Below are 12,454 nucleotides of genomic sequence, written 5' to 3'. Positions count from 1 at the left end.
CACCGGCACCGGCACCCGCAACACCGCCCGCGGCTGTCACGCCGCCCAAGCCCAAGGTGGCCGCGCCGCCGCCTCCTCCGCCCAAGGGCTTCTTCGACGATCTGCTCGAGAACCCGCTGGTGCTCGGCGGCGGCGCACTGGCCGTCCTGCTGCTGGGCTGGCTGGGCTACCGCGTCGCCAGCCGCCGCCGTGCCAATGCCAGCGAAAGCATCTTCCTGGAAAGCCGCATTCCGAAGGACTCCTTCTTCGGTGCCAGCGGTGGCGAATCGGTCGACACCAAGAACCAGAGCCTGTCGGCCACGTCGTCGATGTCCTATTCGCCCAGCCAACTGGATGCAGGCGACGTCGACCCGGTGGCCGAAGCCGACGTGTACCTGGCCTACGGCCGCGACCTGCAGGCCGAGGAAATCCTGCGCGAAGCGCTGCGCATCAACCCCGAGCGCACGGCCATCCACCTGAAGCTGCTCGAGATCCACGCCAAGCGCCGCGATCTGCGTGCCTACGAAGCCCTGGCCTCGGACGTACACAAGCTCACAGGCGGTTCGGGCACCGAATGGGCCCGCGTGGTCGAACTGGGCCGCGACCTGGACCCGGGCAACCCGCTGTACCAGCCTTCCGGTGCGTCGGCCGCTGCCCCAGCGCCTACGCAGGCGGCGCCTGCACCGGTCGCCGTAAAGCCGGTCGCGCCGCCCCCGCCTGCTGCGCCGGCCCCGGCCTTCGTGCCCTCGGTCGCGCCGCTGGATTTCGACCTGGAGCTGGACAAGCCCTCCACCAAGCCGACGACCCAGCCGTCGCCGCTGACCGCCAGCCTGCCGCCCCTGGCCGCCCCGGTGGCTGCCGCCGCAGCAGCCACGCGTACAGCGATCAACGGCGGCGGCCGCCACGCCGCCGAACTGGAAAACGATTTCGACACGGCACCCGCCGCCCTGGAGCCCTCGGCCCGCCGCGCCCCCCGCCTGGCGGACGACGAGGAGCACACCCAGCCCGCCACCCTGCGCGCTGGCCTGCCCGGCGACTCGGGCTTTGTCGAATTCGACATGAGCACCCGCGGCGGATCGCTGGGCACCAACACCTCGCCGGCCCGCCTGGAGCCCGCCTTCGAGGACAGCGGCGAGAACCCGCACGCCATCAAGCTCACGCTGGCGCGCGAACTGCATGCGCTGGGCGATGCCGAGGGCGCCCGCTCGCTGGTCGAGGAAGTGGCCGCCGAAAGCTCGGGCGACCTGCGCGCGCAAGCGCAGCAGTTGCTCGGCCAACTGCGCTGAGGGGTCTTGCTTGAGGGTTGACGGGTGAGGCTGGCCCTCGGCGTTCGATATCTGGGTCGCGCATACGACGGCTGGCAAAGCCAGCCATCGGGCAAGACGGTGCAAGACAAGCTGGAGGCCGCGCTCGCGGCCTTCGCTGCTTCTCGCATCTCCACCTTGTGCGCGGGCCGCACGGACTCCGGCGTGCACGGCCTCATGCAGGTCGTGCACTTCGACACCGAGGTCGAGCGCACGCCTTTCTCATGGGTGCGCGGCACGAACAGGTACCTGCCTGAAGACATCGCGGTGCAGTGGGCCCAGGTGGTGCCGAGGGAGTTCCATTGCCGCGCAAGCGCCGTCGGGCGCCGCTACCTCTATGTGCTCTCGCAGTCGCCGGTGCGGCCCAGCATCGATGCAGGGCGCATCGGCTGGACCATGTACCCGCTCGACGGAGACAGCATGCGGGCCGCCGCGCAGATCCTCATCGGGCAACACGACTTCAGTTCCTTCCGCGCTTCGGCCTGCCAGGCCCTGTCGCCGGTGAAAGAGCTTCGCCGCATCGAGATCCGACGCGATTCGCCGGACGAGCGCTGCCGCTGGTATTTCGAGTTCGAGGCCGACGCCTTCCTGCACCACATGATCCGCAACATCATGGGCTGCCTGGTTCGCATCGGGCAGGGACAGGCCAAGCCAGAGTGGATGGCCGAGGTGCTGGCCGCCCGCAGCCGCCTGATCGCCGCGCCGACCTTTTCGCCGGCCGGGCTCTATTTCGTCGGGCCGCAATACGGGCCGCAGTGGGGTCTCCCGCCCGAAGTGACGGTGGGCTCGGGCGCGGCTGCGTATCATGGCCTGTCATGAGTGACCAACCGACCCGCACGCGCATCAAGATCTGCGGCCTGACCCGCGAGCAGGACGTGGATGCGGCGGTGGCCGCGGGTGCCGATGCCGTCGGCTTCGTGCTCTATCCCAAGAGCCCGCGCGCCGTCAGCATCGAACGGGCGGCCGAGCTGGCATCGCGCCTGCCGCCGTTCGTGACGCCGGTGCTGCTTTTCGTCAACGAGGATCCGGCCGTGTCCCATCGTGCCCTTGCCGCCGTTGCCGGTGCCATGGCGCAGTTCCATGGCGACGAAACGCCTGCTCAATGCCGTGCCGCCGCCGCAGGCCACCGGTTCATGCGCGCCGCCCGGATTCCGCTCGGTCCGTCCGGAATCGACTTCGACCTCGTAAAATACGCCCAGGATTTCTCAGACGCCCAGGCCATCCTGCTCGACGCCCATGTCGAGGGATACGGCGGAGGCGGCAAGGCATTCGATTGGTCACTCCTTCCACACGTCGCAAACGCTCACCTCGTCTTGTCTGGTGGGTTGACGCCTGCCAACGTCGGCGATGGCATTCGCGTGCTGCGGCCGCGTTGCAAGACGCTGGCCGTTGACGTGAGTTCCGGCGTGGAAGCCTCCAAGGGCATCAAGGACGCCGGCAAGATCCGCGAATTCGTCGCGGCCGTGCGGGCCGCCGACGCTTTCGCCTCCCAGTAAGCGCTGGCCCACCGCCTCCTTCCTTCTTTGTCGAATGGAGCCGGTCGTGCCGGCAACCATCGAGGCATCAGAAACACCATGTTCGATTACCAGCAACCCGACGCCAGCGGCCATTTCGGCACGTACGGCGGCACCTTCGCCAGCGAAACGCTCACGCACGCCATCAACCAGTTGCGCGATGCGTACGAGCGCTACAAGAACGACCCCGACTTCCTGGCCGAATTCCGCTACGAGCTGGCGCATTTCGTGGGCCGGCCTTCGCCCATCTACCATGCGGCGCGCTCCAGCCGCGAGATGGGCGGTGCGCAGATCTACCTCAAGCGCGAAGACCTCAACCACACCGGCGCCCACAAGGTGAACAACACCATCGGCCAGGCCATGCTCGCACGCCGCATGGGCAAGCCGCGCGTCATCGCAGAGACCGGCGCCGGCCAGCACGGTGTGGCCACCGCCACCATCTGCGCCCGCTACGGCCTCGAATGCGTGGTGTACATGGGCGCGGAAGACGTCAAGCGCCAGAGCCCCAACGTCTACCGCATGAACCTGCTGGGCGCCACCGTGGTGCCGGTGGAGTCGGGCAGCCGCACCCTGAAGGACGCGCTGAACGAGGCCATGCGCGACTGGGTCACCAACGTCGAAGACACCTTCTACATCATCGGCACCGTGGCCGGCCCGCACCCCTACCCGACCATGGTGCGCGATTTCCAGAGCGTGATCGGCAACGAGTGCATCGAGCAGATGCCCGGCATGCTGGCCCAGCAGGGCATCACCGGCGAGATGCAAGGCAAGCAGCCCGACGTGGTGGTGGCCTGCGTGGGCGGCGGCAGCAACGCCATGGGCATCTTCTACCCGTACATCCCGTTCGAGAACACGCGCCTGGTGGGCGTCGAGGCCGCCGGCGAAGGCCTGGACAGCGGCAAGCATTCCGCCTCCATCCTGCGCGGCAGCCCGGGCGTGCTGCACGGCAACCGCACTTACCTGCTGCAGGACGACAACGGACAGATCACCGAGACGCACAGCATCAGCGCCGGCCTGGACTACCCCGGCGTCGGCCCCGAGCATGCCTACCTGGCGGACATCGGCCGCGCTGAGTACGTCGGCATCACCGACAAGGAAGCGCTGGAAGCCTTCCACTACCTGTGCCGCACCGAGGGCATTATCCCGGCGCTGGAATCGAGCCACGCGGTGGCTTATGCGCTCAAGCTGGCCAAGACCATGCGGCCGGACCAGTCGATCCTGGTCAATCTCTCCGGCCGCGGCGACAAGGACATCGGCACCATGGCCGACCTGTCGGGCGTGGACTTCTATGACCGGCCGTCCATGCGCGGCCTGTCGGTGAAGGGAGGCAAGTGATGAGCCCCACCACCCACAGGATTGCTGCCACCTTCGACAAGCTCAAGGCCGAGGGCCGCCGCGCCCTCATCCCCTATGTGACGGCCGGTTTCCCGTACGCCGACGTCACGCCCGAACTGATGCACGGCATGGTCGCCGCCGGCGCCGACGTGATCGAGCTGGGTGTTCCCTTCTCCGACCCCATGGCCGACGGCCCGGTGATCCAGAAAGCCGGCGAAGCCGCCCTGGCGCTGGGCATCGGCATGGTCCAGGTGCTGCAGATGGTGGCCGCCTTCCGCGAAAAAGACGCCACCACGCCCGTGGTGCTGATGGGCTATGCCAATCCCGTGGAACGCTACGACCAGAAGCACGGCCAGGGCGCCTTCATCCGCGATGCGGCCGCGGCCGGCGTGGACGGCCTGCTGGTGGTGGACTACCCGCCGGAAGAATGCGAAGCCTTTGCGCAGCAGCTGCGCGCGAAGGGCATCGACCTGATCTTCCTGCTGGCTCCCACGAGCACGCCCGAGCGCATGGCGCAGGTGGCGCGCATCGCCTCGGGCTATGTCTACTACGTGTCGCTCAAGGGCGTGACCGGCGCTGGCCACCTCGACACCGAGGCCGTCGGCCAGATGCTGCCGCGCATCCGCGAGTACGTGAAGATTCCGGTGGGCGTGGGCTTCGGCATCCGCGATGCGAAGACCGCGCAGGCCATCGGCAGCGCCGCCGACGCGGTGGTGATCGGCAGCAAGATCATCCAGCTCATCGAAGACGCCCCCCGCGAGCGCGTGGTGCCGCTGGTGGACGAGTTCCTGGCCGGCATCCGCGAGGCCCTCGACGCCCTGCCGGCCAACACCGCGAAGAACGCCTCAGGGCGTTGAGACGGCATTTGGCAAAATACAGCCCTCACCCACCAGGAGTGACAGCATGAGCTGGCTAGAAAAACTTCTCCCCCCCAAGATCACCCCGACCGATCCGAGCGAGCGCCGCCAGATGCCCGAAGGCCTCTGGATCAAGTGCCCGAGCTGCGAGACGGTGCTCTACAAGACCGACCTGGAACACAACCAGAACGTCTGCCCGAGCTGCGCGCACCATCACCGCATCGGCGCGCGTGCCCGCCTCGACGCCTTCCTCGATCCCGAGGGCCGCTACGAGATCGGCCAGGAAGTGCTGCCGGTGGACGCGCTCAAGTTCAAGGACAGCCGCAAGTACCCCGAACGCCTGAAGGAAGCGCTGGAGAACACCGGCGAAACCGACGCACTCGTGGTGATGGGCGGCGCCATCCACAGCATCAATGCCGTAGTGGCCTGCTTCGAGTTCGAGTTCATGGGCGGCAGCATGGGCAGCGTGGTGGGCGAGCGCTTCGTGCGCGGCGTCGAAACGGCCATCGAGCAGAAGGTGCCCTTCATCTGCTTCACCGCCACCGGCGGCGCGCGCATGCAGGAAGGCCTGCTCTCGCTGATGCAGATGGCCAAGACCAACGCCGCCCTCACGCGCCTGGCCAAGAAGGGCCTGCCCTACATCAGCGTGCTGACCGACCCGACCATGGGCGGCGTGAGTGCCGGCTTCGCCTTCATGGGCGACGTCGTCATTGCCGAGCCCAAGGCGCTGATCGGCTTTGCCGGCCCGCGCGTGATCGAATCCACCGTGCGCGTGACCTTGCCCGAAGGCTTCCAGCGCGCGGAATTCCTGCAGACCAAGGGCGCCATCGACTTCATCTGCGACCGCCGCGAACTGCGCAAGACCATTGCCGACACGCTGGCCATGCTGCTGCGCCAGCCGGCCGACGCCGTCATCTGAGCGGCCGATCCACCAGGAAACAGGGGCCCGTGAGGCCCCTGTTTTTGTTTGAGGTCAGCGCCGGCCCATTCCGTAGGCCCAGGCCAGGCCGTCGCCCAGGATGATGGCCACGATCTGCAGCAGCACGATCACCACCAGCGGCGACAGGTCCACGCCCCCCACCAGCGGGATCAGCTTGCGCACCGGCCGCACCAGCGGCTCGGCCAGCCGGCCCACCAGGTCCTGCAGCATGGACGAGGCGGTCGGGATCCACGAAAGAATCGCGTAGACGATCAGCAGGGCCGTCAGCCCCGACACCGCAAGCTGCAGAAGCCCGAACACGGACAGCAGCGGCAGCTTGGCATAGCCACCGCCGGCGCCGATCAGCAGGAAAAGCAGCAGGAACTTGACCAGCACCAGCAGCCACGCGGCAATCAGGCTGGCCAGGTCCCAGCGGCGGAAGGCCGGCACGACGCGCCGCAGCGGCAGCACGATCCAGTCGGTGATGGCAAAGACGAAGCGCCCGAGCGGGTTGCCAAAAGGCACGCGGTGGTACTGCATGTACAGCCGCAGCAGGCACGCGCCACCGAACAGGCCCGTGATCACATCGAGAAGAAACGAGGGAATCTGGTAGAGCATGGCATTCCGCTTGGGAAGGGAGTGCGATGATAGCCAGCCGCGGACGCCTTTCTTCATGACATCCCCTTCCCTGACCACCCTCCCCCTGTTCCCGCTGGGCAGCGTCCTGTACCCCGGCGGCCTGCTGCCGCTGCGCATCTTCGAGGTGCGCTACCTGCGCATGATCGGCGAAGCGCACAAGGCAGGGGCGCCCTTCGGCGTCGTTGCGCTCACGCAAGGCTCGGAGGTGCGCGTGGCAGGCGCCGAAGCGGAGCGCTTCGCTACCATCGGCACGCTGGCCGAAATCCGCCGCTTCGAGGCGCCGCAGCCAGCCCTGCTGCACATCGAATGCGCCGGCATGCGGCGCTTCCGGGTGCATGGCAGCACGCAGCAGAAGAACGGCCTGTGGACCGGCGAGGTCGAATGGCTCGCGGACGACCTGCCGCTGCCGGTGCCGGACGACCTCGTGCACGTGTCGCAGGCCTTGAAGCGCCTGGTCGACACGCTCGAGGCACGCCGCGTGGCCGAAGGCCGTGACGACGTCCGCCTGCCGTTGGCCGAGCCCTTCCGCTTCGACGACTGCGGCTGGGTGGCCAACCGCTGGTGCGAGCTGCTGCCCATGCAAACCGAGCTCAAGCAGCGCCTGATGGAGCTGGAGAGCCCGCTGATGCGGCTGGAACTGGTGGCCGATCTGCTCTCGCGCCACGGCATCGCCTGAGCGCCTCCGCGCCGGCAAGGGGCCGGATAAAATAGCGGGTTTCGCGCCGCCCGCCCTGCCCGAAGGGCATTCCGATTCGCTTCGCGCGCGCATCCCATTCCGCCCTTTTCCATGACCCAGCCTACGCCCAACACCGCCGCACCCGCGCTCGACGACAACCAGCTGATTGCCGAGCGCCGCGAAAAATTGAAGGCACTGCGCGGCGCGCAAGCCGAGGGCAAGGGCGTGGCATTCCCCAATGACTTCAAGCCCGCCGATCGTGCGCTGCAGCTGCAGGCCGCCCACGGCGAGACCTCGGCCGAAACGCTGGAAGCCCAGCCCGTCACGGCGAGCGTGGCCGGCCGGATGATGCTCAAGCGCGTCATGGGCAAGGCCAGCTTCGCCACGCTGCAGGACGCCACCGGCCGCATCCAGCTCTACGTCACGCGCGACGCCGTCGGCGAAGCGGCGTATGCCGACTTCAAGCGCTGGGACCTGGGCGACATCCTGGGTGCCGAAGGCACGCTGATGAAGACCAAGACCGGCGAGCTGTCGATCAAGGTCACCCGCGTGCGCCTGCTCACCAAGAGCCTGCGTCCGCTGCCCGACAAGTTCCACGGCATGGCCGACCAGGAGCAGAAGTACCGTCAGCGCTACGTGGACCTGATCACCGACGAATCGGCCCGCGCGCGCTTCACCGCGCGCAGCCGCGCCGTGTCGGCCCTGCGCGAATTCATGGTGGCCAACGACTTCCTGGAAGTCGAGACGCCCATGCTGCACCCCATTCCCGGCGGCGCCAACGCCAAGCCCTTCAAGACGCACCACAACGCGCTGGACCAGGAGATGTTCCTGCGCATCGCGCCCGAGCTGTACCTCAAGCGCCTGATCGTGGGCGGCTTCGAGCGCGTGTTCGAGATCAACCGGAGCTACCGCAACGAGGGCATCTCGGTGCGGCACAACCCCGAGTTCACGATGATGGAGTTCTACGCGGCCTACTGGAACTACCGCGACCTGATGGACTTCACCGAGACGCTGATCCGCACCATTGCCCGGAAGGCCGTCGGCAGCCTTCAGCTCGAGTACCAGGGCAAGGCGGTGGACCTGGCGCAGCCCTTCGCGCGCCTGACCATCCGCGAGGCCATCCTGAAGTACACCGAGGCTGGCGAGCACGTGGACGATGCCGACTGGCTGCGCAATGCCCTGCGCAAGCTGGGCATGACCGAAGAGAAGGACCGCCTGGCCGGCCGCAGCCTGGCCAGCCTGCAGGTGTTGTACTTTGAAGAGACGGTGGAGGAAAAGCTCTGGCAGCCCACCTTCATCATGGAGCACCCGACCGAGATCTCGCCACTGGCCCGCGCCAATGACGAGCGCCCCGAGGTCACCGAGCGCTTCGAGCTCTACATCACCGGCCGCGAATTCGGCAACGGCTTCTCCGAGCTGAACGACGCCGAAGACCAGGCCGCGCGCTTCAACGCCCAGGTGGCAGCCAAGGACAGCGGCGACGACGAAGCCATGTTCTTCGACCACGACTTTGTCCGCGCGCTGGAGTACGGCATGCCGCCCACCGGCGGCTGCGGCATTGGCATCGACCGCCTGATGATGCTGCTGACCGATTCGCCCAGCATCCGCGACGTGATCCTTTTCCCTGCCCTGCGCCGGGAATCCTGAGCCCCGCCATGGCGCAGCAGCCCGCGCCTTCTTCCTTGAAATATCTGGCGGGCCATGCGCCGGCGCTGCTCGCGCAGGTTCAGGCTCGCATCGCCGAGGGCAGCCTCGGTCGCCTGCTGCTCGCCCGCTATCCGGCGGCACATGGGGTGCGTACCGACGGCGCGCTCTACGACTACGTGCATGAACTCAAGGCGCAGTTCATGCGGCGGTCCGAGCCGCTCTCGAAGGTGGCGTACGACGGCAAGCTGCACGTGGTGCGCAACGCCTTGGGCACGCACACGGCCATCTCGCGCGTGCAGGGAGGCAAGCTCAAGGCCAAGCGCGAGATCCGGGTTGCGAGCGTGATGCGGGAGGTGCCGGCCGAGTGGCTGCGCATGATCGTGGTGCACGAACTGGCGCATCTGCGCATTCGCGAACATGACAAGGCCTTCTACGCCCTGTGCACCCACATGGAGCCGGCCTACCACCAGCACGAGTTCGACCTTCGGCTCTACCTCACGCACCTGCACCTGGGCGGGCAGCCGTTGTGGGAGGCTGCCGGGACCAGTCTTCAGCCCAGGGCCTGAAGCCTGCGCAGCGCGTCCTGGTAACGGGGCGAAGCGGTCACCGCGTCCCAGCCGGGCGCATCGCCCATCGGAAGCAGAGACAGCCGGCGGGCATGGCTTTGCGCGTTGGGCGTCCACGTTCCGTCGCGCAGTGCGGCGGCCATGTCGTCCAGCATCTGGTCGAGCCCCGCGGCCTTCTCGCCCACGCTCTGGTTGCACAGCATCGGCAGGTCGCAGCCCGCCTGCAGCGCGGCCACGGCCGCTTCGCCAAAGCTCAGCTGGCGGCCGTCGATGTAGCGGCCCGCCTCCATGCTCAGGTCGTCGCTGAAGATCGCGCCGGAAAAGCCCAGCTGGCCGCGCAGGATGTCCCGGAGCCACCGGGGCGAGAAGCCGGCCGGCCGCGCGTCCACCTTGGGGTAGATCACGTGGGCCGGCATCACGGCCGACAGGGTGCCGCCCAGCCACTCGAAGGGGCGTGCATCGTCGGCCAGGATGGACTTCAGGCCCCGCCGGTCCACCGGAATGGCCACGTGCGAATCCGCCTTCACGTAGCCATGCCCCGGGAAATGCTTGCCGCAGTTGCCCATGCCGGCCTGCAGCATGCCGTGCATCACGCTCTTGGCCAGCACGGCCACCACGCGCGGGTCGCGGTGGAAGCTGCGGTCGCCGATCACGCCACTCTCGCCCCAGTCGAGGTCGAGCACCGGCGCAAAACTGAAGTCGATGCCGCAGGCGCGCAACTCGCTGGCCAGCACATAGCCCGCGCTGGTAGCGGCTTGCGTGGCCTGCATGGCGTCGTTCATCCAGAGGCGCCCCAACTGGCCCATGGCGGGCAGGCGGGTGAAGCCGTCGGTGCGAAAGCGCTGCACGCGCCCGCCTTCATGGTCGACGCAGATCAGCAGGTCGGGGCGCAGCGATTTGATCTCGCGGTTGAGCTCGCGCATCTGCACGCGGCTGTGCCAGTTGCGGGTGAAGTGGATGATGCCGCCCACCAGCGGGTTGGATATCCGCCGGCGGTCGTCGGTCGTCAGGTCGGTGCCCGCGATGTCGATGACGAGAGGGGCGTGCACGGGAGTCTTGGAGGTCATCAGGAACTGGCTGGCGGGTTCTGGCGCTCGACCACCACGAAGCTGGCGGCGTAATCGGTTTCGTCGGTCACGGTGACGTGGGCGGTGAGACCTTGCGCCTCGAACCAGGCCTTGAGCTCGCCATGCAGGACGATGACCGGCTTGCCGCTCTTCTCATTCAGGATCTCGCACGAGCGCCAGGTCATGGGCATGCGCATGCCCATGCCGACGGCCTTGCTGAAGGCCTCCTTGGCCGAGAAGCGGGTGGCCAGGTAGCGCATGCCGCGCTTGGGCCAGCGTGCGCTGCGGGTGCGCCAGATGGCCAGTTCCGCATCGCCCAGGACCTTGGCGGCAAAGCGCTCGCCCTGCCGCTCCAGCGCGGCCGTGATGCGGCGGATGTCGCACACGTCGGTGCCGATGCCGTAGATCACCGGGACTGGGCCTCGCTGATGCAGCGCAGGTACTCGCGCGTGGTGGCGGCATAGCCGAGCTCGAGCGAATCGGCGATGAACGCATGGCCGATGGACACTTCCTTCACCTCGGGGACGGCCTTCAGGAACTCGGTCAGGTTCTCGCGGCTGAGGTCGTGGCCGGCATTGACTTCCAGGCCGGCCGCCAGTGCGGCCTTGGCCGCATCCACGTAGACCTGCAGCACGGCATCGGCGCGCGACGTGCCGCGCGATGCGGCGTAGCCCTCGGTATACAGCTCGATGCGGTCGGCGCCCACCGCCTTGGCCGCAGCCATCATGTCCGGCTCGGGGTCCATGAACAGGCTGACGCGCACCCCGAGGCCCTTGCACTCGGCGATGAGCGGCTTCAGGCGCTGCGCGTCGTCGGGAAAGGTCCAGCCGTGGTCGCTGGTGAACTGGTCCTGGCTGTCGGGCACGAAGGTGGCCTGCGTAGGCCGCAGTTCGCGCACGAAGTCCATCAGGTTGTGGAAGGGGTTGCCCTCGATGTTGAACTCGGCCTGGGGCCAGTCCTTGGCCAGCAGCGCCGACAGCTCGTGCACGTCCTGGCCGCGGATGTGGCGCTCGTCCGGACGCGGGTGCACCGTGATGCCGTGCGCGCCGGCATCCAGGCAGACGGCCGCGGCGAAAAGCACGCTGGGAATGCCCAGGTGGCGCGTGTTGCGCACCAGGGCCACCTTGTTGAGATTGACCGAGAGGGCGGTGGAAGTCGGGCTCATAGGGCTTGCAGGTCTCTCATCAGTTGCCGGGTGCGCAATGTTGCGACGCCACAATGGTAGTTGAGCAGCGCGCGCAACTGGTTGCGCAATGCGCTGTTGCCGCCCGCCGGCAGGCCGGCGATGGCGCGCAGGGTGGCGGTGAAGGGAAGGCGCTCGTCCAGCGCGGCCTGCAGGCCCTGCCATTGCGCGCCGGCCAAGGCGGCCTCGTCGTCCTGCGCCTCACGCAATCCGGCCTCCGGCGCCAGCGCATAACTGTGCTGGGCCGCCAGGGGTTCGAGCGTCAGGGTCTGCGCATCGAGGCTGGGGAGGAAGCCGATTTCCCGCAGCAGGATCAACTCGAAAGCTCGCAGCGCGGCGGACTGGGCGGCGCTCTGCGCCCCGGCATGGTCGCCCGCCAGAACCTCGACGACGCCGGCATACGCCTCGAACAACGCGGCGTGCGGATCGTCGCGTGCCATCAGCCGCATCAGCAGCTCGTTGAGGTAGTAGCCCGACAGCAGCGCGTCACCGGTGGGCATGACGTGCCCGCCCATCCATTCGGCCGCCTTCAGCGTGCGGATCTCGGCGTCGCCGCCGAAGCTCAGCTGCAGCGGCTGCAGCGGCAGCAGCACCGGCCGGAAGTTCGAGCTGGGCCGCTTGGCCCCCTTGGCCACCAGCGCAATGCGGCCGTGGTTGCGGGTGAAGACCTCGAGGATGACGCTGGACTCGCTCCAGTCGTAGCGGTGCAGGACGAACGCCGGCTCGTGGGAGACGCGATGGGTGGCCACCTGGGCTCTGACGCTCTGC

Annotated in this window: 14 protein-coding genes; 9 read left to right on the top strand and 5 right to left on the bottom strand. The window is 68.0% G+C overall.

Annotated elements, in window-relative coordinates:
- The 6 genes from VSO01S_RS15945 to accD form a co-directional block, all read left to right on the top strand.
- The coding region (locus VSO01S_RS15945) for a motility hub landmark protein FimV (RefSeq protein WP_281179837.1) at positions 1–1,265 on the top strand (1,265 nt) is incomplete at its 5' end.
- 24 nt (positions 1,266–1,289) lie between these two features.
- Positions 1,290–2,102: a tRNA pseudouridine(38-40) synthase TruA gene (gene truA, locus VSO01S_RS15940; RefSeq protein ID WP_068643795.1), complete on the top strand. Its 813-nt coding sequence runs from the start codon at positions 1,290–1,292 to the stop codon at positions 2,100–2,102.
- Positions 2,099–2,779 (top strand): phosphoribosylanthranilate isomerase, encoded by a 681-nt coding sequence (locus tag VSO01S_RS15935; RefSeq protein WP_068643794.1) that lies wholly within the window; start codon positions 2,099–2,101, stop codon positions 2,777–2,779. Before truA ends, VSO01S_RS15935 begins: the two co-directional genes overlap by 4 nt.
- 78 nt (positions 2,780–2,857) lie before the next feature.
- On the top strand, positions 2,858–4,132 hold the full coding sequence (gene trpB / locus VSO01S_RS15930) for a tryptophan synthase subunit beta (protein ID WP_068643793.1): 1,275 nt from the start codon (positions 2,858–2,860) through the stop codon (positions 4,130–4,132).
- On the top strand, positions 4,132–4,989 hold the full coding sequence (gene trpA / locus VSO01S_RS15925; protein WP_068643792.1) for a tryptophan synthase subunit alpha: 858 nt from the start codon (positions 4,132–4,134) through the stop codon (positions 4,987–4,989). Before trpB ends, trpA begins: the two co-directional genes overlap by 1 nt.
- Before the next feature lie 46 nt (positions 4,990–5,035).
- Complete coding sequence (accD, locus tag VSO01S_RS15920; RefSeq protein ID WP_068643791.1) at positions 5,036–5,908, top strand: acetyl-CoA carboxylase, carboxyltransferase subunit beta; 873 nt, start codon at positions 5,036–5,038, stop codon at positions 5,906–5,908.
- Positions 5,909–5,962: 54 nt separating this feature from the next.
- Here accD and VSO01S_RS15915 read toward each other — a convergent pair whose 3' ends face one another.
- Positions 5,963–6,526, bottom strand: coding sequence for a YggT family protein (locus VSO01S_RS15915; RefSeq protein WP_068643790.1), 564 nt, complete (start codon positions 6,524–6,526; stop codon positions 5,963–5,965).
- Positions 6,527–6,581: 55 nt separating this feature from the next.
- Between VSO01S_RS15915 and VSO01S_RS15910 the strand changes: the two genes are divergently transcribed.
- The 3 genes from VSO01S_RS15910 to VSO01S_RS15900 all read left to right on the top strand — a co-directional run bounded on the left by VSO01S_RS15910 (position 6,582) and on the right by VSO01S_RS15900 (position 9,436).
- A complete protein-coding gene (locus VSO01S_RS15910) occupies positions 6,582–7,223 on the top strand; it encodes an LON peptidase substrate-binding domain-containing protein (RefSeq protein ID WP_068643789.1) in 642 nt (213 codons plus the stop codon).
- A gap of 111 nt (positions 7,224–7,334) precedes the next feature.
- Positions 7,335–8,870, top strand: a complete 1,536-nt coding sequence (gene lysS, locus VSO01S_RS15905; RefSeq protein WP_068643788.1) for a lysine--tRNA ligase — start codon at positions 7,335–7,337, stop codon at positions 8,868–8,870.
- A gap of 8 nt (positions 8,871–8,878) precedes the next feature.
- Entirely contained in the window at positions 8,879–9,436 is a 558-nt protein-coding gene (locus tag VSO01S_RS15900; RefSeq protein ID WP_245684220.1) for a YgjP-like metallopeptidase domain-containing protein, read from the top strand.
- Here the strand turns inward: VSO01S_RS15900 and nagZ are convergent.
- The 4 genes from nagZ to recO are packed head-to-tail and all read right to left on the bottom strand — an operon-like array spanning position 9,421 to position 12,435.
- Entirely contained in the window at positions 9,421–10,503 is a 1,083-nt protein-coding gene (nagZ, locus tag VSO01S_RS15895) for a beta-N-acetylhexosaminidase (protein ID WP_068643787.1), read from the bottom strand. The genes VSO01S_RS15900 and nagZ overlap by 16 nt on opposite strands.
- A complete protein-coding gene (acpS, locus tag VSO01S_RS15890) occupies positions 10,503–10,913 on the bottom strand; it encodes a holo-ACP synthase (protein WP_068643786.1) in 411 nt (136 codons plus the stop codon). The genes nagZ and acpS overlap by 1 nt, the downstream gene beginning before the upstream one ends.
- Positions 10,910–11,668, bottom strand: a complete 759-nt coding sequence (locus VSO01S_RS15885) for a pyridoxine 5'-phosphate synthase (RefSeq protein ID WP_068643785.1) — start codon at positions 11,666–11,668, stop codon at positions 10,910–10,912. Before VSO01S_RS15885 ends, acpS begins: the two co-directional genes overlap by 4 nt.
- A complete protein-coding gene (gene recO, locus VSO01S_RS15880; RefSeq protein WP_068643784.1) occupies positions 11,665–12,435 on the bottom strand; it encodes a DNA repair protein RecO in 771 nt (256 codons plus the stop codon). The genes VSO01S_RS15885 and recO overlap by 4 nt, the downstream gene beginning before the upstream one ends.
- Positions 12,436–12,454: the final 19 nt, after the last annotated feature.

This window comes from Variovorax soli NBRC 106424, assembly GCF_001591385.1.
Taxonomy (GTDB): domain Bacteria; phylum Pseudomonadota; class Gammaproteobacteria; order Burkholderiales; family Burkholderiaceae_C; genus Variovorax; species Variovorax soli.
This window is presented reverse-complemented; position numbering and strand designations above follow the sequence as displayed.